17 protein-coding genes are annotated in these 21,314 nt (G+C 66.6%); 7 read left to right on the top strand and 10 right to left on the bottom strand.

Translation table 11 applies throughout. The annotated features are described in order from the left end of the window. Nucleotides 1-43 precede the first annotated feature (43 nt). Nucleotides 44-1,870 carry a thioredoxin domain-containing protein gene (locus tag IEW81_RS07590; protein WP_097059353.1) on the bottom strand — a complete coding sequence of 609 codons (1,827 nt, stop codon included), beginning with the start codon at nt 1,868-1,870 and terminating at the stop codon, nt 44-46. Nucleotides 1,871-1,881: 11 nt separating this feature from the next. Between IEW81_RS07590 and IEW81_RS07585 the strand changes: the two genes are divergently transcribed. Then, nucleotides 1,882-2,631: an MBL fold metallo-hydrolase gene (locus IEW81_RS07585; RefSeq protein ID WP_097059352.1), complete on the top strand. Its 750-nt coding sequence runs from the start codon at nt 1,882-1,884 to the stop codon at nt 2,629-2,631. 234 nt (nt 2,632-2,865) lie between these two features. On the opposite strand, the gene IEW81_RS07580 is transcribed toward IEW81_RS07585, so the two are convergent. The 5 genes from IEW81_RS07580 to IEW81_RS07560 are packed head-to-tail and all read right to left on the bottom strand — an operon-like array spanning nt 2,866 to nt 7,902. Next, the gene (locus IEW81_RS07580) at nt 2,866-3,696 is read right to left on the bottom strand and encodes an aldo/keto reductase (RefSeq protein ID WP_097059351.1); all 831 of its coding nucleotides are present in this window, start codon (nt 3,694-3,696) and stop codon (nt 2,866-2,868) included. A gap of 22 nt (nt 3,697-3,718) precedes the next feature. Further along, nucleotides 3,719-4,828 (bottom strand): bifunctional 2-methylcitrate synthase/citrate synthase, encoded by a 1,110-nt coding sequence (locus tag IEW81_RS07575; RefSeq protein WP_097059350.1) that lies wholly within the window; start codon nt 4,826-4,828, stop codon nt 3,719-3,721. 9 nt (nt 4,829-4,837) lie between these two features. Then, the gene (prpB, locus tag IEW81_RS07570; RefSeq protein ID WP_097059349.1) at nt 4,838-5,743 is read right to left on the bottom strand and encodes a methylisocitrate lyase; all 906 of its coding nucleotides are present in this window, start codon (nt 5,741-5,743) and stop codon (nt 4,838-4,840) included. Next, nucleotides 5,743-7,242 (bottom strand): MmgE/PrpD family protein, encoded by a 1,500-nt coding sequence (locus tag IEW81_RS07565; RefSeq protein WP_097059348.1) that lies wholly within the window; start codon nt 7,240-7,242, stop codon nt 5,743-5,745. The genes prpB and IEW81_RS07565 overlap by 1 nt, the downstream gene beginning before the upstream one ends. A gap of 12 nt (nt 7,243-7,254) precedes the next feature. Then, entirely contained in the window at nt 7,255-7,902 is a 648-nt protein-coding gene (locus IEW81_RS07560) for a GntR family transcriptional regulator (protein ID WP_097059783.1), read from the bottom strand. Between the two features lie 119 nt (nt 7,903-8,021). Between IEW81_RS07560 and IEW81_RS07555 the strand changes: the two genes are divergently transcribed. After that, a complete protein-coding gene (locus IEW81_RS07555; RefSeq protein ID WP_218839943.1) occupies nt 8,022-9,947 on the top strand; it encodes an AMP-binding protein in 1,926 nt (641 codons plus the stop codon). Here IEW81_RS07555 and IEW81_RS07550 read toward each other — a convergent pair. The 4 genes from IEW81_RS07550 to IEW81_RS07535 all read right to left on the bottom strand — a co-directional run bounded on the left by IEW81_RS07550 (nt 9,944) and on the right by IEW81_RS07535 (nt 14,779). Continuing rightward, a complete protein-coding gene (locus IEW81_RS07550; RefSeq protein WP_097059346.1) occupies nt 9,944-10,870 on the bottom strand; it encodes a cytochrome b/b6 domain-containing protein in 927 nt (308 codons plus the stop codon). The genes IEW81_RS07555 and IEW81_RS07550 overlap by 4 nt on opposite strands. A gap of 25 nt (nt 10,871-10,895) precedes the next feature. Next, nucleotides 10,896-11,282, bottom strand: coding sequence for an ArsR/SmtB family transcription factor (locus tag IEW81_RS07545; RefSeq protein ID WP_097059345.1), 387 nt, complete (start codon nt 11,280-11,282; stop codon nt 10,896-10,898). A gap of 141 nt (nt 11,283-11,423) precedes the next feature. After that, nucleotides 11,424-13,016, bottom strand: coding sequence for a GTPase (locus tag IEW81_RS07540; RefSeq protein WP_097059344.1), 1,593 nt, complete (start codon nt 13,014-13,016; stop codon nt 11,424-11,426). Further along, complete coding sequence (locus IEW81_RS07535; protein ID WP_097059343.1) at nt 13,013-14,779, bottom strand: dynamin family protein; 1,767 nt, start codon at nt 14,777-14,779, stop codon at nt 13,013-13,015. Before IEW81_RS07535 ends, IEW81_RS07540 begins: the two co-directional genes overlap by 4 nt. Nucleotides 14,780-14,844: 65 nt before the next feature. Between IEW81_RS07535 and hrpA the strand changes: the two genes are divergently transcribed. The 5 genes from hrpA (at nt 14,845) to IEW81_RS07510 (ending at nt 21,296) form a co-directional block, all read left to right on the top strand. Further along, on the top strand, nt 14,845-18,651 hold the full coding sequence (gene hrpA / locus IEW81_RS07530) for an ATP-dependent RNA helicase HrpA (protein WP_097059342.1): 3,807 nt from the start codon (nt 14,845-14,847) through the stop codon (nt 18,649-18,651). Between the two features lie 95 nt (nt 18,652-18,746). After that, a complete protein-coding gene (locus tag IEW81_RS07525; RefSeq protein WP_097059341.1) occupies nt 18,747-19,175 on the top strand; it encodes a hypothetical protein in 429 nt (142 codons plus the stop codon). Further along, nucleotides 19,169-19,402 carry a helix-turn-helix transcriptional regulator gene (locus tag IEW81_RS07520; protein WP_097059340.1) on the top strand — a complete coding sequence of 78 codons (234 nt, stop codon included), beginning with the start codon at nt 19,169-19,171 and terminating at the stop codon, nt 19,400-19,402. The genes IEW81_RS07525 and IEW81_RS07520 overlap by 7 nt, the downstream gene beginning before the upstream one ends. Next, entirely contained in the window at nt 19,399-20,361 is a 963-nt protein-coding gene (locus tag IEW81_RS07515) for an NAD(P)-dependent alcohol dehydrogenase (protein WP_097059339.1), read from the top strand. The genes IEW81_RS07520 and IEW81_RS07515 overlap by 4 nt, the downstream gene beginning before the upstream one ends. A gap of 95 nt (nt 20,362-20,456) precedes the next feature. Continuing rightward, entirely contained in the window at nt 20,457-21,296 is an 840-nt protein-coding gene (locus tag IEW81_RS07510; protein WP_097059338.1) for an HpcH/HpaI aldolase/citrate lyase family protein, read from the top strand. The last annotated feature ends 18 nt before the right edge of the window (nt 21,297-21,314 follow it).

Here is a 21,314-nt window from a genome sequence, read left to right as displayed (position 1 = left end):
TGTCCCTACGGAACTCGTGGCGGGCGATCCGCCGGACAGGCGCTTACTCGCGGTCGAGCTCCCGGGCGAGGTTGGCCGCGTCGGTCGCCGGCAGCCGGCATACGAAATCGGTGCACACATAAGAGGTAGCGACCCCTGGCGCGGAAACGCGGCCCTCCAACAGCGCGAAGCCGGCGTCAGCCCACTGCGCGGCCTGCGCGCCAGTGAGCACGATCGAAATGCTGCCGGAGCGGTGCCAGCGACGCGCGAGGGCGGCCAAGGCATCCGCTGGATCATCGCTGATGACGACCACCTGGCGAGCCGGTTGGGCGAGCGCTGACATGACTGCGAGCGCGGCGCCACAGGAGATCGGCTGGCGGCTTGCCGCCTCGGCAATTCGCGCCATCACCGCAGTCGCGGCGGCGCGGTATTGCTCGTGCGCCGTCAGCAGGAAAAGTCGATGGGCAGCGGATGCCACGGCACTGAGCCCCGACGGCAACGCGCCGTCACTGGGGTCTGGCTCAACCGCGAGCCCCTGAGACTGGAGCACGGGGTCTGCCCCTCCAGGCACGCCGAAGGTGAGTCCTCCGGAGCCAGCGGCCAGCGAGTCATCGACCAGGGTGCGTGCGGCCACCACGTAACGCACCTCCCCCGTCGCGATGGCGAGTTCGATGAGCCCCGAGGCCAGCATGCCGACGTCTTCGAGAGTGGCCCTCGCGGACGACACTGTGCTTCCGATTGATGCACGCACCAGCCGGGCGCCGACATGGTGCTCGAGCAGGAAATCAGCGGCAATCCTGGCGGTGGCTATCCACTCCGGGTGACCGAGCAGTCGGCCGGCGACCGCGAGCCCCTCGATCGCGAGACCGTTCCATCCCGTGAGGACCTTCGCGTCGACGGGTGGGGCTTCCATCCTGCCGCGGCTGGCCGCATCCAGAGAATAGTAGAAGCCCTCGACCCGTTTGCCGTCGACCGTGCTCTCGCTGTCCTGGGCTGAGGCGAAGCCACCCCCGGGCTGCTGCATCGAGGCAATCCAACCGGCCAGCCCTTGGGCGACGTCCTCCATGCCCGCGATGGCATATCCCGGGAGAAGCTGCGCATTGTCGTAGAGCATGCGCTCGTAGTGAGGGTCACTCCAGTCGCGCATGGTCGCGTAGCGAAAGAATCCGCCGTCGACGGTATCGCGAAGGCCGAGGGTGGCGCGAAGGGTGCGGTGCGCCAGTGTCGAGGCGACGGTATCCCCCACCGACGCCCGTTCCAGCAGGAAGCGCTGCACTGGCGACACCGGGAACTTCGGAGCTCCGCCAAAGCCGCCGAACTGGGAATCCTCATAGCCCGCGAGCTCGGCCACGATCGAATCGAAGTCGATCACGAGCGACTCGCCAGCAGCGGGAACGCTGGCAAGGGCATCCACTATCGCCGCTGCGTTCTTGTCGACCTCGGCACGCCTCTGCTGCCAGGCATCCGTCACGGCGTCGAGTACGACCCTGAACGATGGATGCCCCTGCACTGGCTCCGGCGGCCAGTAGGTTCCCGCGAAGAAGGCCCGGCCTTCAGGCGTGACGAACACGTTGAGCGGCCAGCCGAGGTTGCCGGTGAAGGCGGCAGCGGCCGCCATGTAGGTGGAGTCCACCTCGGCGTGCTCCTCGCGGTCGACCTTGATGGCGACGAACCGCTCGTTCATGATTGCGGCCATGGCCGGATCGCTGAAGCTCTCGCGGGCCATGACGTGGCACCAGTGGCAGGTCGAGTAGCCGATCGACACGAGCACGGGAACATCGCGGCGGGCGGCCTCAGCGAACGGCTCCGGCCCCCACTGCCACCAGTCGACCGGGTTGTCGGCGTGGGACCGGAGATACGGACTTACAGCATCCATCAATCGGTTGGGCATAGTCTCAGGATATGTCGACGACGACCTTCACATATCTTGGTGGCCCTACCGGAATTCTCGAATATGCGGGTACCCGCTTCATCACCGATCCGACGTTCGACGCGCCCCAGACGTACGCGGAACCCGGCAGCAGTGAGCTTGTGAAGACGACCGGGCCCGCCATCGAACGCGCCGACATCGGACACATCGATGTCGTGCTGCTGAGCCACCACTCGCACAAGGACAACCTCGACTACGAGGGCCTCGAACTCGTCGCTACCGGGATCCCCACTCTCAGCACCAGGGAGGCTGCGAACGACCTGTTCGGCGGGTCCGTCATCGGCCTCGACTCGTGGGAATCCTGGGAGGTCAACGGCGTCACGATCACCTCGGTGCCAGCGCTGCACGGCCCTCCCGGAAGCGAGCGACTCGTCGGCCAGGTCACCGGCTTCGTGCTGGAGGCAGACGACGAGCCGACGGTCTACGTCAGCGGCGACAACGCATCCATCCCGCTGGTCGAACAGATCGCCGGGCGGTTTCCGGATGTCTCGATCGCCATCCTCTTCGCCGGAGCCGCCCGCGTGCCCAGCATAGACGCCGCACTCACCCTGACCTCGGTCGACGCCGTCAGGGCGGCGACGGCCCTCGGAGCATCCACCGTCGTTGGAATCCACACCGAAGACTGGCAGCACTTCTCGGAGTCACGTGCCGAACTGGAAGCGGCGTTCGCCGACACGGGGCTGCTCGTGACGACACCGCGCGGCGACACCGTCACTCTGTAGGCGCCGCGCGACGCCTGCACTGTCGTTGCCCGGCCCCCCTGCCCACGCCGCCCAACCTTGCCCCCACCTTCCGAAATGACGGAACAGCGGGCACCGAACCCCGTGTTTTCCGCCTTCGCTTCGTCAGCAGCGGTCGAAACTCCGTCATTTCGGAAGCGAATGGATGCACGCACCGGATCTACTCCGGAGCTGAGAGGGGCGGCGGCGCTCCAGCGGCAGCTATCGGAGTGCAGGCTACCGGGGTACGTCGTCGGGGTTTGCGCCAACACGCTGGCCGCGGTCGAGCCCGTCGATGGACGCCATCTGTTCTGTCGTGAGTTCGAAGCCGAACACGTCGAAGTTCTGCGCGACGCGCTCGCGCGAGTTCGACTTCGGGAACACGATGATGCCGTTCTGGATGTGCCAGCGGATCGCGACCTGCGCGGGTGAGACACCGTGAGCCGCGGCCGCGGCCGCGATTGCGGTCTCGCCGAACAGGTCGTACTTGCCCTGGCCGAGCGGCCCCCACGCCTCGATCTGCATGCCGATCTCTGCACCGAACTGGCGCAGCTCTCGCTGGGCGAAGGCCGGGTGCAGTTCGATCTGGTCGACGGCAGGAATGGTGTCGCTTGCCGCGATGATCCTGTCGAGGTGCGCGCGGTGGAAGTTGCTGACGCCGATCGATCGGGTCTTGCCGTCGGCTTTCAGCTGCTCGAGCGTGAGCCAGCTGTCGAGGTAAAGATCCAGGTCGGCACGCGGCCAGTGGATGAGGTACAGGTTCACGTAGTCGAGGTCGAGCTTTTCGAGGCTGAGATCCATCGCGTCGATCGCGGACTGGGTGCCGTGGTCATTGTTGTAGAGCTTCGTGGTGATGTACAGCTCGTCGCGCGGAATGCCGGAGGCGGCGATGGCCTTCCCGACGCCTGCCTCGTTGCCGTAGATGGCGGCGGTGTCGATGTGGCGATAGCCGACCTCGAGTGCGTCACTGACGATGCGCTCGGTCGCATCCGGATCAACCTTGAAAACCCCGAAACCGAGCTGCGGGATTGTGGTGCCGTCGTTGAGAGAGATCGTGGGAACAGTCATACTCTCAGCCTATGTCAGCCCACTAGACGTGCCGCTCGTCGGGGCCTACGTACAGGCTGAGCGGGCGGATCAGGGCGTTTGATTCGAGCTGCTCCATGATGTGCGCCGTCCAGCCGGTGATGCGTGATGCCACGAACAGGGGCGTGAACATCTCGGTGTCGAACCCGATCAGGTTGTATGCCGGGCCGCTCGGGTAGTCGAGGTTCGGCAGGATGTTCTTGCGATCCGTCATGGCCGTCTCGAGTGCCACATACAGTTCGAGCATCTCGGGGCGGTCGTATTCGGCGACGAGGGTGTCGAGCGCGGCCTTCATCGTGGGGACGCGGGAATCTCCACTCTTGTAGACGCGGTGCCCGAAGCCCATGATCTTGCGCTTCTCGGCGAGCGCGGTCTCGAGCCAGGCCTCGGCCTTATCGGCCGTGCCGATCTCGTCGAAGACGTGCATCACCGCCTCGTTGGCCCCACCGTGCAGTGCGCCCTTGAGCGCTCCGACTGCTGCGGTCACGGCCGAGTACAGGTCAGACAGAGTGCTCGTCACAACACGGGCGGTGAAGGTGGATGCGTTGAAGGAGTGCTCCGCGTAAAGGATCATCGACACGTCGAAGGCGTTGACGACAACCTCATCCGGAAGCTCCCCGAAGGTCATGAACAGGAAGTTGGCGGAGTAGCTGAGGTCGTCACGGGGCTCCACGAGGTGCTCACCCCGGCGGCGGCGCTGGTCGTAGGCGACGATCGCGGGAAGCTGCGCCAGCAGGGCTACGGATTTGCCGAGGTTCGACTCGCGACTGGAGTCGGCGGCATCCGGGTCGCTCGCACCGATGACGCTGACGGCCGTGCGCACGACATCCATAGGATGCGCGCTCAGGGGCAGCTCGTCGATCACCCGCTTCACGCGCTCGTCAAGGTGACGCAGTGCACGCTCCTGGTTCTCGAAGTCGGCCAGCTGGGTCGGCGTCGGTAACTCACCGTGCCACAGCAGGTAGGCGACCTCCTCAAACGTGCAGTTCGCGGCGAGCTCCTGCACGGGGTATCCGCGGTAGAGCAGCGAGTTGGTCTCGGGGTTCACCTTCGAGACGGAGGTGGTGTCGACATAGACACCGGCCAGGCCTTTGCGGATCTCTGGGTCAGTCATGGATGTTCCCTACTTCCCCTGCGGGACCTGGAAGTTGTATACCGAGGTGTCGAAGGTGTTGTACGACTCGTAGTCGAGCAGTTCATACAGTCTGGCGCGAGTTTGCATTCCCGCAACCTCCGACCTGAGGGACCCTTCGCGAGCGATTGTGTCCAGTCCCCGCTCGGCAGCACCCATGGCGATTCGCAACAGGCTCACCGGGAAGATGACGATGTTGATTCCGACGCCGGCCAGCTGCTGGGTCGTGAACAGTTCGCTCTTGCCGAACTCCGTCATGTTGGCGAGGATCGGCACATCCACGGCTGTGCGGATGGCCTCGAACTCGGCGAGGTCGGCCATTGCCTCCGGGAAGATGGCGTCGGCCCCGGCATCCACCAGTTGCTTCGCACGGTCGATGGCGGCCGGCAGCCCGTCGACGGCCCGGATGTCGGTGCGGGCCATGATGAGCAGGTTCGGGTCGCGTCGCGCATCGACAGCCGCGCGGATGCGTTTGGCCGCGACATCCGCCCCCACCACAGCCTTGCCGTCGAGGTGACCGCAGCGCTTGGGGTTGACCTGGTCTTCGATGTGGAGGCCGGTGACCCCCGCGTCTTCGAGCGACTGCACGGTGCGGGCGACGTTCATCGGCTCACCGAAGCCGGTGTCGGCATCGATGAGGGTGGGCAGATCGGTTATCCGGCTGATCTGCTGGCCGCGACCGGCGACCTCGGTCAGCGTGGTGAGACCGATGTCGGGCAGGCCGAGGTCTGCCGCAAGCACGGCACCCGAGATATAGACGCCCTCGAAGCCTTTGTCCTGGATGAGTTTCGCGCTCAGTGGGTTGAACGCGCCGGGGAATCGCAGCAGTTCACCGGTGGCGAGGGCCGCCCGCAGCTTCACACGCTTCTCGGCGGGAGTGATGGTCGAATACAGCATTAGAAGATGCCCTTCGGGGTGATGGCCGGGAAGTTTCCGTTGACGGTGAGCCCGGTCAGGTCGGTGAGATTCGGCAGGTTCTGCGCGGTGTCGAGGAACCGTTCGATTTCGCCGGCCTCCAGCACGCGGTCGGCGAGACTGCGGAACTTATGGATGTACTGCTCGCGCCCGAACGGCTTAGCACCGAGCGGGTGGGCGTCGGCGACCGCGATCTCGTCAACGATGCGGGATCCGTCTGCCAGCTCGATCTCGACCCGTCCCCCGAACGCCTTCTCGGTGATGTCGTTGGAGTGGTAACGGCGGGTCCACTCGGCGTCTTCGACGGTGGTGACCCTGTTCCACAGCGCGATCGTGTCCGGGCGGTTGGCGCGCCCGGGGGCGTACGAACGCTCATGGTGCCATTCGCCATCCTGCAGCGCGACGCTGAAGATGTACGGGATCGAGTGGTCGAGGGTCTCGCGGCTCGCACTCGGGTCGTACTTCTGCGGGTCGTTGGCACCGGATCCGATCACGTAGTGCGTGTGGTGGCTGGTGTGCAGCACCGCACTCACGATCGACTCGGCCGTCAGCCCAGGATGCTCGCGCTTCAGCCTGCGCGCAAGATCGATCCACGCCTGCGCCTGGTACTCGGCCGAGTGCTCTTTCGTATAGCTGTCGAGGATGGCCAGGCGTGCCTCGCCTGCGGCGGGCAGCGGAACCTCGTACGACGCATCAGCTCCATCCAGCAGCCAGGCGATCACCCCGTCTTCGCCCTCATAGATCGGGGTGGGGCTGGACTGGCCGCGCATGGCTCGATCGACGGCTTCGACGGCCATCTTCCCCGCGAACGCGGGAGCATGCGCCTTCCAGGTGGAGATCTCGCCCTTGCGCGACTGGCGGGTGGCGGTGGTGGTATGAAGTGCCTGGCCGATGGCCTGGAAGATGGTCTCGGTTTCCAGCCCGAGCAGGGTGCCGATACCGGCAGCGGCCGACGGGCCGAGGTGGGCGACATGGTCGATCTTGTGTTTATGCAGGCTGATCGCTTTCACCAGGTCGATCTGGATCTCGTAGCCCGTGACGATGCCCCTGAGCAACTCGGCTCCGGACCGGCCAAGGTGCTGGGCGACACTCAGGATCGGCGGGATGTTGTCGCCGGGGTGCGAGTACTCGGCGGCGAGGAAGGTGTCGTGGTAGTCGAGCTCGCGCACCGCGACCCCGTTGGCCCAGGCCGCCCACTCCGGGCTCGTCGGGAGGGTGCTGCCGAACACGGTCGACCCGGCTCCATTGCGGGAGACGGGGTGCGCCTCGGCCTGGGCACGCGCGGCGACGACCGGCCCTCGGGTGAGTGACGCGGTCGCGACAGACGCGTTGTCGATGATGCGGTTGATGACCATGTCGGCCACGGCATCCGTCGCCTCGATCTGTTCTGAGGCGACCTCGGCGATCTTCCAGGCGAGCTGGCTCTCCCTGGGCAGGTTCTCTTCGCTCTTGTAGACGCGAACGTGGTGGAGAGTTGTCATGCTGGAGTTCCTTTATCGATGCGTGCTGAGCATCTGCGCGGTCGCGAGGATGCTGGTCAGGCTTTGGTGAAGGTGCACGTGGGTGGCCGAGGCGGCGAGTTCCCTGTCGCCGGCCGCGACCGCCTCCACGATGAGCAGGTGTTCGCGGGCCGCGGCGAGCAGCCGTGAGTTGTTGTCGCGCGAGATGCGGCGCAGCCTGACGAGGTGCGGCCTGAGGCTGCGAACGGCGGTCACGAGGTAGCTGTTGGCCGACGCGGCATCCATCGCAGCATCGAGCCTGGACACGAGCTCGTAGTAGGCGGCGTGGTCCGATCGCTCGAGCAGCCCGGGCGCTGCCCGAAATTCGACGGCGAGCGATTCGAACACAGTGGGGTCGCCGTGCTGGGCGGCCTGGCGGGCTATCTGCTGCTCGAGCGCCTGCCTCAACTCGAACAGCTGGGCGATATCGTTCACCGAGACCGCTGTGACGACGAGCCCCCGGCCGCCCTGCGCCGCGACGAGGCCGTCTGAGAGCAGTCTCGCGAGGGCTTCCCGCAGCGGTGTCCGTGAGATGCCGAGCCGCTCCGACTGTTCGACTTCACCGAGCACGGTGCCGGGTTCGAGGCGCCATTCGAGGATGTCGTCCCGCAACGCCGCGTAGGCGCGTTCACTCGCTCGCATGATCACCTCCTCGTGCTGTGTATACAGTAAAAGACTCTAGCGCGGAATAAGGGGCATGGTGTCATACTTCTGTGAGTGAATGTATACATACATTCCACACTTCGATGAAGAGGTACGCCATGGCATCCACCGAGAATTTCGAATCTGTCGTCGCGCGCAGCAAGCAGGACCCGTCACGGTTCTGGCTGGAGGCGGCAGGCGCGATCGATTGGGATGTTGCACCCACCGTCGCCGTTGACGACTCCGATGCCCCGCTCTACCGCTGGTTTCCGGATGCCCGGCTGAACACCTCGTACAACGCGCTCGACCGGCATGTGCTCGCCGGCCGCGGCGACGACACCGCCCTCATCTACGACTCCCCCGTGGTGCTCAAGAAGAAGCGCTACAGCTATTCGACGATGCTGGACAAGGTCGGTCGCGCCGCCGGGATGCTCGCTGCTGCCGGGGTGGTCGCCGGTGACCGCGTCGTCATCTACATGCCGATGATGCCCCAGGCCGTCGTCGCGATGCTCGCCTGCGCGCGCCTGGGCGCCGTGCACTCTGTCGTCTTCGGAGGATTCGCCGCGAAGGAGCTCGCGAGCCGACTGGATGACGCCAAACCCCGGGTGATCATCACCGCATCCGGGGGCATCGAGTCCGACAGGGTCGTCGAGTACCTGCCGGCCATCGTGAACGCCCTCGAGCTGGCAGAACACACGGTCGAGACCGTCATCGTCAAGAACCGACCTGAGGTTCCCGGTTCGGCAGCGGAGTTCGAGGATGCCACGCCCGGCACCCGCTGGTGGGACTGGAGCTCGCGGTCTACCGATGCGGTGCCGCACCCTCCCGTGAGCGTCGCCGCGACCGATCCGCTGTACATCCTCTACACCTCGGGCACCACGGGATCGCCCAAGGGGGTTGTGCGTGACAACGGTGGACATGCCGTGGCCATGGCCTGGTCGATGCGCAACGTCTACGACATCGGTATCGGCGATGTGATGTGGACGGCGAGCGATGTCGGCTGGGTGGTCGGGCACTCGTACATCGTCTACGGACCGCTCATCGCCGGCGCCACCACGGTGCTGTACGAAGGCAAGCCCGTGGGCACTCCGGATGCCGGAGCCTTCTGGCGCGTGATCGACGAGCACAGCGTGAAGACCCTGTTCACCGCCCCGACAGCGCTGCGTGCCATCCGGAAGGCCGATCCGCACGCCGAGCTCTCGCACGGGTACGACCTCTCCCGGCTCGACGCGATGTTCCTGGCCGGCGAGCGGCTCGACCCCGACACCTGGACGTGGGCGACCGCGCTGCTGCAGAAACCGGTGATCGACCACTGGTGGCAGACGGAGACGGGATGGGCGATCTGTGCGAGCCCCCGCGGGATCGAGCACCTGCCGCTGCGTGCCGGTTCGCCGTCATTTCCGCTGCCGGGATTCGGGGTGTCGATCGTGGATGAGCACGGCGAGCAGGTTCCGCACCTCGAGGAGGGCAACATCGTCATCGACCTGCCGCTGCCGCCGGGCACGCTGGCGACCCTCTGGCAGGGTGACCAGCGCTACATCGACTCGTACCTCTCGGCTTTCCCCGGTCGCTACCTGACAGGAGATTCCGGATACCTGGACCGCGACGGCTACCTCTACGTGATGGGACGCACCGACGACATCATCAACGTCGCCGGGCATCGCCTGAGCACGGGGTCGATGGAGCAGATTCTCGCGCAGCATCCGGCGGTCGCCGAATGTGCGGTTGTGGGGGTGAAGGATGCGCTCAAGGGACAGAAGCCGCTCGGGCTGGTCGTGCTGGCCTCGGGCACGACGATCGAGGAGGCCGTGCTCATCGCCGAGCTCGTCGCGATGGTGCGCGAGCAGATCGGTGCGGTGGCGGCGTTTCGGGATGCCGTGGTGGTCAGCGCACTGCCCAAGACCCGTTCGGGCAAAATCCTGAGGAAGACGATGCGGCAGATCTTCGACGGCGACGATTACGTGGTGCCGCCGACGATCGACGACACCCGCGCGATCACGGTGATCGTGGAGGCCGCCGGCGCATCCACCAGACGCTTGGTCTAGCGGCGCACTTTTCCGGTGAGCGCGGCGAGGGGCGCCAGCAGGCTCGGTCGTGCGGCGAACCAGCCGATGACCATGAGCACGACGGATCCGGCGAAGAAGGCGAACCCGAGCCAGCCCTCGTCGTCGCGCGCTGCATACATGTGATTGAGGTTGCGCAGGGCTCCGGTGGTGAGCACGAGCGTGACGTGCACGATGATGAAGGCCACGAAGTAGATCATCACGGGCCAGTGGATGGCGCGGGCCACCGACAACGGAAGAACCCTGTCCATTGAGCGGAACGTCGCCGAGAAGCCGGGCGCCAGGCGAATGCCGGTGGCGAGGGCGAGCGGCGCTGCAATGAATGTGGTGGCGAAGTAGGCGAGCAACTGCAGCGCGTTGTAGTTGATCCATCCGTTCCCGGTCGGCCAGTCCAGCGAGGCGTACTGCAGGGCGGCGGAGAGCGCGTTCGGAATGACGTCCCAGCTGACGGGGATCACTCTCACCCATTGCCCGGTGGCGAACAACAGGATGTAGAACACGACACCGTTGAGCACCCACAGCGAGTCGACCGTGAGGTGGAACCACGTGGGCAGGCCGATGCGTACCGGCGGGTTCTTCGTTCGGATGAGGCCGGTGTTGTTGCGGGTCCAGAACGCGGCGGGGCGTTTGCCTTTGCGGATCTCCCAGCCCGTCCTGATGATGAACAGCAGGAAGAACGAGTTCAGGAAGTGCTGCCAACCGAGCCAGGCAGGCAAGCCGACGGGGGAACCCGCCGGTAGCTCAGACTCACCGGGGTAGTCGATCAAGAACGACTGCACGGCGGGAAGGCTCCGGATGCCCTGTGCAGCCAGCACAACCAGCACGACGACGACGAGACCGGCGGGAATGATCCACGCGAGCTTCCACCAACGGCTTCGCGTGGCGGAGGTCTGGGTCGTCGTCACACCCCCAGAATATCGGTTGAAGATGTTAGTCGAGCGCGTGCAGCCAGATGTCGTCAGGATCTCGGCGGTGGCCCCTCTTGCCCTTGCGCGTGTGCTGCGGTTCGAACGGTGATTGCTCCTCACCGTTCCAGCCGACGCGTTGGTCCCACAACCTGCGCAGGTCGAAAACGTAGCCTTCGATGTGTTCGATGACCCCGTGCCTCAGGTGATGGCACCGATTCGGCCAGTCATCGCGACTGTCGATCCACCCCGCGTCCCGCAGCGACCGGAGGTGGTGCTGGACGGCGGTGCGACCGACTCCGAACTCCGTGGTGATGACGCCCTCCAGTTCGCCCGTGGTGTGCTCGCCCGACGCGAGGATCTCGACAAGGCGACGCCGGACGGGCTCCGCCAACACTTCGAACGGGTGCACAAAAACACTGTGTCAGTTGCGACTGATGCCAGTCGCAACTGACATTCAAAATCAGGACAGGGTCGCTCGGGCTGGCCGTGTGGGGGAACAGTGTCTACTGCTGTGCGGCCGCGGGAGCGCGCAGGCATCCGGTGCCAGGCCTCAGTCTCGCGCGACAGCCAGCGCGATCACGAACTCTCGTGCTCGGTCGAGTTCGGCGACGATCGGCCCCACGACAACCCGTCGGGTGACCTCGCGCACCGAGGCTGTGAGCGCCTTGCGGGCACGGCGTCGGCGCGAGGCGCTGACGGCTCTCCCGATCACCGCCCCCAGCACACCGAGCAGGATGCCCAGCAGCACACCCGCGACGATCAGCAGTGTAGGCACCGCCCACCCCTCCACCGTCGGAACCTCGAACCTCGGCAGGCCGACCCCCGGCAGCAGCGCGTTCGCGAGCAGCCAACCCGCCCCGACAAGCGCGGCCAGCAACGCCACCCACTGGACGACAGCGAAGATCGCCCACCACCACGAGCCTTTCGCGGGCAGCCTGGTGCGTGCGATCGCGAGATCCAGTTCATCGGGAAGCGAGGCGATCGTGCCATCGGTGACCGAGCGGATGCCCGCCCGCCACGATTCCGTCAAACCCTCGCCCGCGGCATCCGCAAACCCGCGCACCGACATCGATACGGCGGCCCGGCCCCCTGCGCTCAGGGCCGGCATGCTCGTTCGGTGCAGTGCCGGATCGGAATCTGTGCCGGAACCCTTAGCGAGCGGCCCGAGCCCGAGCCTGCGCAGGGGATCGACCCTGAACCTGACCAGCCACGAGACCACCGGCCATCCGGTCGCCTGCTGCGAGCGCTTGCGGTACGAGCCAGCCACCGCCGACGCGACCACGGGAACGCCAGCGGCATCCGCCAGCTCCCTCGTAAGTCGGTCGAGTGGAACGTCCGTGCGACGCGGCAACACGCCGGGCTCCGGGATCGCGGCGGCCAGAGTCGAGACGTCGGCCGCCAACCGCGCATCCCGCAACTCCCCCGCTGCCGCGAGGTCGCCGATCGCCGCCCTCAACCGTGGGATGCCGACACCCGTCCGCGCGCTCACCGGCAGCACCTTCGCCCGGCCGAGACCATCGTTGGCGAGGATGCCACGCAGCGAATCCATCACACCGGCGACCTGCGACTCCGGCAGCAGGTCCACCTGATTGAGTACCACCAGGGTCACGGCACCGTGGCGAGCATGGGGTGCGATGAACTGCACGTGCAGCACCTCATCTGCGTATTTTTGGGGATCGACCACCCAGACCAGAGCATCCACCTGCGCGACGAGCCGCTGCGCGACATCCCGGTTCGCCAGCTCTATCGAGTCAAAGTCCGGCAGGTCGAGCAGCAGTAGCTTCTGTGCCCTCGGGTCGATCGGATCCTGGCGCACCACCCGCTCCCGCACGCCCAGCCAGTCGAGCAGCTCGGCAGCCGTATCGGCGTTCCAGCCCACCGACAGCGCCTGCGAGGTCGTCGGGCGACGCACGTGGGTGCGCGCCACGTCTGCACCGACGAGCGCGTTCACGAGGCTCGACTTGCCCGAACCCGTCGCGCCGAACACTCCCACGACCGTGAACTCGGGTGAGAGGCTGCGGCGAGCGCTGGCCCGCCCGAGCAGGGCGTCAAGCCCAGCGGCAGTCTCATCGTCGATGCGACCGTTCCCCGAGTCGAGCAGCATGCGTAGGGCATCCAGTCGCGCATCCAACGTCGACGTCATGGGCGGTCACCGGATGCCGCGGCCCGCTCCACATCGTGGAGGAGCGCCTCGGACTCACGACGAAGCACCTCGGGCGACGCGCCCATCCTCGCCTCCTCGAGCGCCGCCGTGACCCTCGCGGCTTCCCCATCGAACAGGGCACGCACCCGCTGCTGCAGGTCGCGGCGGGCCTCGAGCGCGAGGCGCCGCACGGCGTCCTCACCGAAAATTGTCTCGAGCAGCTTCTGGCCGACCACGGCCGACCCACCCGCGATCGCAACCTCGCCGCCGGTCAGGCCGCCGGTGGAGGCAAACACCACCACCATGAGAGCGACGGTCACAACGTTCAGGCCGAGCGACAGCACCCGCGCCCGCACCCGCTTCGAGCCTGCGTTCTGCTGCACGAGCCGCATCAGCGCGCCCTGCCAGTCGCGCACGAGTGTCGCCGACGCTTCGGCGAATCCCGCACTTTCCGAACGTAATCCTGGATGCTGTTGAGCGATCGACCGGCCGGCCGCGCTGCGCTGCAGGCTCGCCCACGCAGCACCGGCGGCGCTGCCACCCTGGTCGACGATGACAGCGTGGAGCCCACGCTCGATCTGCGTCTCGACCTCGACCACCGATTGTGGCCGACCGCGTAACCACGCCGTCGCCTGGTCCCGCGCACGCGACACCCAGCCTTCCAGCCGTCGGAACACGTCAGACGTGCCCACGAAATCCTGCCAGCGGGCGAGAACCTCACCGCGCAGCAGCGCGCCATCCTTGGTGGCGTCATCCACGGCCTCGACTGCCAGCTCGTACTCGTGGGCGACTGCGGCGACGGCGCTCTCCACCCAGTCGAGCTGCTGGCGACGGGCATCCGCGATCACCTGCACCCGCCGGTCGAGGTCGTCGACGGCGCCGCGCAAGGTTCGGGCGGCGACCCTGGCACGCTCGGCACGGTCGCCCGCGATCGACTCGAGCCAGGCCCGGGGTGCCTCGACGGCTGTCGGTGGCAGCATGCCGAGGTCGTCGAGCGGCTGCTCATCGATGACGAAGACAGGTGCGCCGGGCAGGCCGCGCTGGTCGAGCATCCCCCTCAGGTCCGGCAGCACATCGGCGGCAGCACCCGGCGGAACACGGTTCAGGATGACGCCGACCGTGATCGAGCGGGCCGCCGCGTTGTCGAGCAGCCGCCACGGCACGGCATCCGCGTAGCGGTTCGCGGTCGTGACGAACAGCCAGAGGTCGGCGGCCGCCAGCAGTTGGCTGGCGAGGGCGCGGTTGTCGTCGGCGACCGAGTCGATGTCTGGGGCATCCACGATGGCCAGGAACGGCGGAACGCGGTCGATTCCGAGCAGCATCAGTTCGTTGATACGGGATGCCGCCGGCGCATCCCCCGCAGACGACGCCGGTGTTCCCGCCGCCGTCACCTGGCCGCGCACACGCGCGAGCCCCGGCAGGATGCGGTCTGATGCGAACCAACCGGCATCCGCGGGCGAGTGCACGAGGATCGGCTGCCGCGTCGTCGGGCGGATCACTCCCGCCCTGGAGGTCGGCGTGCCCACAAGCGCGTTCACGATCGTCGACTTGCCCGAGCCGGTCGAACCACCCACCACAGCGAGCAGCGGAGCGTCGAGGTCGGCAAGGCGGGGGCGGATGTAGTCGTCGATCTGGCGCACGGCCGCGGCCGCTTCATCGCGGTGCTGCTGCGCTGCGTCGAGAGGCAACCCGAGCCCCACATCAGCGAGGGACGCCCGCAGGCGCTCGAGGGAGACGATCGCCGGCGTCCGTGACTCGTCCACCTTCCCAGCATGCCGCACCGGGTGGCGCCGCGCATCCCACCGAGCCGGGTTAGAGTGTGAGGCTGATGTCTTCTGAGAGCCCGCCCCCGATAAGCGGGCCCCCGCACGTCACCTTCCCGCCCGACCTCCCCGTCAGCCAGCGCAAAGACGATATCGAGGAGGCGATCCGCGGCAGCCAGGTGGTGATCGTCGCCGGGGCCACCGGTTCGGGAAAGACCACCCAGATCCCGAAGATGCTCATGGAGCTCGGCTTCGACAGCATCGGGCACACCCAGCCCCGCAGGATCGCAGCGCGCACGATAGCGGAGCGCATCGCGGAGGAGCTCGGGCAGGAGGTGGGGCAGCTCGTCGGCTACCAGGTGCGGTTCACCGACCGGGTCGGCAAAGACACGAAGATCAAGCTGATGACCGACGGCATCCTGCTCAACGAGATCCACCGTGATCGCGACCTCAAAAAGTACGACGCCATCATCATCGACGAGGCACACGAACGCAGCCTGACCGTCGACTTCCTGCTCGGCTACCTCAAACAGCTGTTGCCGAGGCGACCCGACCTAAAGGTCATCATCACCAGCGCGACGATCGACCCAGGAAGTTTCGCGCGGCATTTCGCCGACGCCGACGGTACCCCGGCGCCCATCATTGAGGTCTCCGGCCGCACCTACCCGGTCGAGATCCGCTACCGGCCGCTCGTGCCGGATGCAGACCTGGACGCAGACCCTGACGACGACAGCACCCGAGACAGCGCCGAAGGCCGCGACCTCTTCCAGGCGATCAACGACGCGGTCGACGAGCTCGGGCGCGAGAGCGACGGCGACGTGCTGGTGTTCCTGTCCGGCGAGAACGAGATCCGGGATGCGGAAGACGCCATCCGGGGTCGGCACCTGCCCGGAACCGAGGTGCTCCCGCTCTACGGTCGCCTCAGCGCCGCAGACCAGCACCGGGTGTTCGAGAGCAGCAGAACTCCGGGAACCCGCCGCCGCATAGTGCTGGCGACGAACGTCGCGGAGACGAGCCTGACTGTGCCGGGCATCCGGTACGTCATCGACGCCGGCACCGCGCGCATCAGCCGGTACAGCGTGCGATCCAAGATCCAGCGGCTGCCGATCGAGGCGATCAGCCAGGCGTCGGCCAACCAGCGCAGCGGCCGGTCCGGTCGCACGAGCGACGGCATCGCCATCCGGCTCTACTCGGAGGAGGACTTCGGCAAGCGGCCCGAGTTCACCGAACCCGAGATCCTGCGCACCAACCTGGCTGCCGTCATCCTGCAGATGATCTCGCTCGGGCTCGGCGAGATCGTCGCCTTCCCATTTTTGCAGCCGCCGGAATCCCGCGGCATCAAAGACGGGCTCGACCTGCTTCGCGAATTGAACGCGATCACCGCGGATTCTACGATCACGCGCGTCGGCAAACAGCTCAGCCAGCTGCCGATCGACCCGCGGCTGGCACGCATGGTGATCGAGTCGAAGCAGCACTCCACCACCCGTGAGGTGATGGTGATCGTTGCGGGGCTGAGCATCCAGGATCCGCGCGAGCGCCCGCTGGAACGGCGCGCACAGGCCGACCAGCAGCACGCGAGATTTACCGACCCGACGAGTGACTTCCTGACCCTGCTGAACCTCTGGAACCACCTCGAAGAGAGGCAGAAAGAGCTCAGCGGCAACCAGTTCCGTCGCGAGGTGAAAAACGAATACCTGAATTTCCTGCGCGTGCGCGAATGGCAGGACGTGTATCGGCAGCTGTCGCGCACCTCGAAACAGCTGGGGCTACACATCGGCGACGCGCACGCGAACCCCGACGGCATCCACCGGTCACTGCTCGCGGGGCTGCTCAGCCAGATCGGACTCAAGGATTCAGCGAAGAAGGATTACATCGGCGCGCGCCAGTCACGATTCGTGATCTTCCCCGGCTCGGCTCTCTCGAAAAAGCAGCCCGCCGCGGTGATGAGCGCCGAGCTCGTCGAGACCAGCCGACTCTTTGCGAGGATGAACGCCGCTATCGACCCCGCCTGGGCCGAGTCGATCGCGGCAGACCTCGTCAAGCGCACCTACTCGGAACCGCACTGGGAACGCAGGCAGGGGGCGTCCGTTGCCTTCGAGCGAGCCACCCTCTACGGGGTGCCGATCATCGTCAAGCGCCGCGTGCAGTTCTCCCGCATCGATCCGCAGTATGCGCGCGAACTGTTCATCAGGCACGCGCTGGTCGAGGGCGACGTGACGGAAGAGACCCTGCGGGCGCGACTGTACGACTTCGACAGGGCCAATAAGCGACTGCGTTCCGAGCTGTCCCAGCTCGAGGAGCGCACCAGGCGCCGCGACATCCTGTTCGACGATGAGGCGATCTTCGACTTCTACAATCGGCGTATCCCACCCGAGGTGGCGTCGACGAGGGACTTCGAGGGATGGTGGCGCAAAGCGAAGGTCGACTCTCCCGACCTGCTGACGATGACCGCCGAGAACCTCGTTGACGACGAGACGCCCAATCTCGACCACGACGCCTTCCCGAGCACCTGGCAGCAGGGCGACCAGTCGCTCGACCTCAGCTATCGTTTCGAGCCGGGCACAGAGGATGACGGCGTCACGGTCTCCGTCCCGCTGCCGCTGCTGGCGGGGCTGAAGCCCGACGGGTTCGACTGGCAGGTGCCGGGCCTGCGCGAAGAGCTGGTGACCGCGCTGATCCGGTCACTGCCGAAGAGCATCCGACGCCATGTCGTGCCGGCGGCAGACTGGGCGCGCACTCTCCTCGCAGAAGCGGGTGACCCGGAAGGTTCTCTCGTCGCGTTCCTCGCGCGCCAGATCACCGCGAAGACCTACACGCCCGTGACCGTCGCCGACTTCGACCTCGACCGGGTTCCCGCGCACCTGCGCGTGACTTTCGCCGTGATGGATGACCGCGCGAACCGTGTGGCGAGCGGCAAGGCGCTGAGCGCGCTGCAGGCCAGCCTCAAGCCGGTGGCGCGGGCGAGCGTCGCGCGCGTGACGGAGAAGGCCTCGGCTGCGCTGCCGCAGAGCGACCGCCTCGAGCGCGCCGGAATCACGACCTGGGATTTCGAGGAGCTCGACCGCAGCCGCGACACCAGGCACGGTTCGAACACGATTCGCGCGTATCCGGCTCTCGTCGATGAGAAGTCCGGTGTCGCCATCAGGCTCATGAGCACGCCGGAAGACCAGGCTGCGGCGCATCGTCTCGGAGTGCGGCGCCTGCTGCTGCTCGCGATCCCATCCCCGACCGGCTATGTGCAGGAGCACCTCACCACCCAGGAGAAGCTGGTGCTCGCCCAGAGCCCGTACCGCACGAACGCCGCCCTGTTCGAGGACTGCATGATCGCCTGCATCGACGCCGTCATCGGCGATGGCCAGCTGTTCACGCGAGCCGAGTTCGAGACGGCTCGGGATGCGGTCTCGGCCACCATCGTCGACGCGCTCTTCCAGGCCGTTGCACTCGTCTCCCGCATCACCGCCAAAGCCCGCGAGGCTGACAAGTCGATCAAGGCCGCTACGAGCCTCGCCCTCATCGCACCCCTCGGCGACGCCCGCAGCCAGCTGGATGCCCTCGTCTTCGACCGTTTCGTGAGCGCGACCGGGCTCGAGCGCCTGCGCCGCATCCCCGCCTACCTCGACGGGCTGATCCATCGCGTGGGCAAGCTCGTCGAGAATCCTGCCAGGGACAGGGTCTGGATGACCGAGGTGCAGCTCGCGCAAGGGCGCTACGTCACGGCGGGAGGCACCCTGCCGGTCGATGCCGCGGGTGAGCCCCGCATCATCCGGGCGCGCTGGATGCTGGAGGAGCTGCGTCTCAGCCTGTTCGCGCAGCACATCGCTACCGCAGAACCTGTGAGCCTGCAGCGCATCACGAAGGTGCTTGCCGACTGAGAAGAATTCTTTATGTAAAGTTTTCTTGACACGGTGTCTGGCTTCTCATACATTGTGCATGTCAGTAATTCTTGACATCACACACCGGAGGGGTCATGGCTTTCGAAGAGAAAAGCGCCTGGATCATGGGCAGTGTGTCAGTCGTCGCCTATGCCGCCTATGCGTTCATCGTGCTGAACCTGGGCCGGGCAATGCCCCTGGCCGAGGTCGACTACGTGCCAGCGATGCTCGGCACGATCGGGGCGGCCATCGTCGTCTCGATACTGCTGCACATCATCGTTGGCATCGTGTCTCGCAGGGATGTCGGCAAGAAAGACCAGCGCGACCGCCAGATCTACCGGATGGGCGAATACGTCGGGCAGTCGTTCGTGGTCGCCGGCGCCATCGCCGCGATGCTCCTGGCGATGTTCGAGCTGCCCCACTTTTGGATCGCCAATGTGCTGTATCTCGCCTTCGTGCTCTCGGCCATCCTCGGCACCATCGCCAAGCTCGTGTCGTACCGCCGGGGGATGCCGGCATGGTGAAGCCAACCAGCATCACCAACTCGATCCGCGCACTGCGGTTCAGTAACGGCGAGATGACCCAGGCCGACCTGGCCGAACAGATTGGCGTCACCCGCCAGACTGTCATCGCCATCGAGCAGGGGCGCTATTCACCGTCGCTCGAGCTCGCCTTCCAGATCGCGCAGGCCTTCAGTGTGCAACTCGGCGAGGTCTTCCAATACCCATCAGACTCAGGAGCCAGCTCATGAAAGCGATAGTGCACGACGAATACGGCCCGGTGGAGGTTCTCTCCCTGCGGGAGATCGAGTCGCCGACTCCTGGGCCCGGCGAGGTTCTCATCGGGGTGCACGCCGCCGGGGTCAACCCCGCAGACTGGCACCTCATGACGGGCGTGCCCTACCTCGCCCGCCTGGCGTTCGGGCTCCGCCGTCCGAAGAACCCGGTGCGGGGAGCGGATGTCGCGGGTGTGGTGCAGTCCGTCGGACCAGCGGTCACCGGGTTCCGTGTCGGCGATCGGGTGTTCGGGGTGGCGAAGGGTTCCTTCGCGCAATACGCCGTTGCTGCCGTCGGCTCGCTCGCCCACCTCCCCGAATCCCTGTCCTTCGTGCAGGGGGCCGCGATTCCGCTTGCCGGCTGCACGGCCCTCCATGCGGTTCGGGATGCCGGGCTCGTCTCAGCAGGCCAGCGCGTGCTGGTCATCGGGGCCGGTGGCGGCATCGGTACCTTCGTCGTCCAGCTCGCCGTCGCCCTCGGGGCCACGGTCACCGGCGTCTGCAGCACCTCCAAGCTGGAGCTCGTGCGTTCGCTCGGTGCCGAGACCGTCATCGACTACACGGTCGATGACATCACCGGGCACCTGCCATTCGACGTCATCATCGACACCGCAGGTAACCGGCCGCTGTCGCTCCTGCGAAGCACTGCGACACCGCAGGGGCGGGTCGTGATCGTCGGCGCCGAGGGTGGAGGGAATTTCGCCGGAAACACCGGTCGACAGCTGCAAGCCCTGCTCACTCCGCGAGCACGACAACGAGCGATCGGCCTGTTCTCGACCGAATCGACGGCCGACCTGGAATCGCTGCTCGAGTTCGTGGCGACCGGATCCGTTCGCCCCGTGATCGACCGCGAGTATCCTCTCGCCGAGGCGGCAGCCGCGATCACCAGGATGACCGATGGCCTCGCCCACGGAAAGATCGTGCTCACCGTCTGAGTTCGACCCGGGGTGCAGGGCGGAGCAGGGCCGGAGGTGCGACTAGCCTGTGGGAGGCACCTCTACCCGGGCGCCGTCAGCAGAGAGGTCATGTCGTGCAGCAGAATGCAACCCGAACCGTGTCAGCCGAGATCTCCCGGTCCTGGTTGCTCGTCGCCGCCACGAGGCCAGAGACCTTCGACGCCGCCGAAGGTTCCCGGGCCGACCAGATCATCCTGGACATCGAAGATGCCGTCGACCCCCGCCTCAAAGACAGCGCCCGCGCCGCCGTCGTCGACTGGCTGAGCACCGGCGGCAGCGGGTGGGTGCGCATCAACGACCGCACGTCCGATTTCTGGTCGGATGACGTCGACGCTCTCGTGGGCATCCCCGGCCTGCGCGGCGTCATGCTCGCCAAGTCGGAGTCGCCCGAACACGTCTCGGAGACCTTCGACAGGCTGCACGGCGTCACGCCCGTGATCGCACTCGTCGAATCAGCGCTGGGCATCGAGGAGGCGGCGAACATCGCCCGTGCCCGCGGTGCCTACCGGCTCGCCTTCGGAAGCGGCGACTACCGCCGCGACACCGGCACCAGCTCGGACGACATGGCGATGTCGTATCCTCGATCCCGCCTTGTCGTTGCCAGCCGGGTCGGAAACCTCCCCGGTCCCATCGACGGGCCCACCGTCGGCTCGAACCATCCCGTGCTGCGCGAGCAGGGCAGCATCGCCGTCGCGCTCGGGATGACCGGCAAGCTGTGTCTCGACATCGAGCAGCTCCCCATCATCAACGAGGTCATCAGTCCCACCCGGTCAGACGTGGCGTGGGCTCGTGACTTCCTCGCCGACTTCGAGGCCAGGGGCCGCGTCATCCGCGATGGCAGCGACCCGCCGCGACTCGGTCGTGCCCAGAAGATCGACAAGCTGGCGCGCGCGTTCGGGGTAGAACCGGCATAGACATACGCCCATGTCACG

Source organism: Salinibacterium xinjiangense (genome assembly GCF_014645015.1).
Classification (GTDB): domain Bacteria; phylum Actinomycetota; class Actinomycetes; order Actinomycetales; family Microbacteriaceae; genus Rhodoglobus; species Rhodoglobus xinjiangensis.
Note: the sequence above shows the minus strand (reverse complement) of the source record. Positions and strands in the feature narration are given on the sequence as shown.

Excerpts from the sequence above, each read along its gene's own strand:
- IEW81_RS07590 (WP_097059353.1), bottom strand. The coding sequence starts at position 1,870 with ATGCCCAACCGATTGATGGATGCTGTAAGTCCGTATCTCCGGTCCCAC.
- IEW81_RS07585 (WP_097059352.1), top strand. The coding sequence starts at position 1,882 with ATGTCGACGACGACCTTCACATATCTTGGTGGCCCTACCGGAATTCTC.
- IEW81_RS07580 (WP_097059351.1), bottom strand. The coding sequence starts at position 3,696 with ATGACTGTTCCCACGATCTCTCTCAACGACGGCACCACAATCCCGCAG.
- IEW81_RS07575 (WP_097059350.1), bottom strand. The coding sequence starts at position 4,828 with ATGACTGACCCAGAGATCCGCAAAGGCCTGGCCGGTGTCTATGTCGAC.
- prpB (WP_097059349.1), bottom strand. The coding sequence starts at position 5,743 with ATGCTGTATTCGACCATCACTCCCGCCGAGAAGCGTGTGAAGCTGCGG.
- IEW81_RS07565 (WP_097059348.1), bottom strand. The coding sequence starts at position 7,242 with ATGACAACTCTCCACCACGTTCGCGTCTACAAGAGCGAAGAGAACCTG.
- IEW81_RS07560 (WP_097059783.1), bottom strand. The coding sequence starts at position 7,902 with ATGCGAGCGAGTGAACGCGCCTACGCGGCGTTGCGGGACGACATCCTC.
- IEW81_RS07555 (WP_218839943.1), top strand. The coding sequence starts at position 8,022 with ATGGCATCCACCGAGAATTTCGAATCTGTCGTCGCGCGCAGCAAGCAG.
- IEW81_RS07540 (WP_097059344.1), bottom strand. The coding sequence starts at position 13,016 with ATGACGTCGACGTTGGATGCGCGACTGGATGCCCTACGCATGCTGCTC.
- hrpA (WP_097059342.1), top strand. The coding sequence starts at position 14,845 with ATGTCTTCTGAGAGCCCGCCCCCGATAAGCGGGCCCCCGCACGTCACC.
- IEW81_RS07525 (WP_097059341.1), top strand. The coding sequence starts at position 18,747 with ATGGCTTTCGAAGAGAAAAGCGCCTGGATCATGGGCAGTGTGTCAGTC.
- IEW81_RS07520 (WP_097059340.1), top strand. The coding sequence starts at position 19,169 with ATGGTGAAGCCAACCAGCATCACCAACTCGATCCGCGCACTGCGGTTC.
- IEW81_RS07515 (WP_097059339.1), top strand. The coding sequence starts at position 19,399 with ATGAAAGCGATAGTGCACGACGAATACGGCCCGGTGGAGGTTCTCTCC.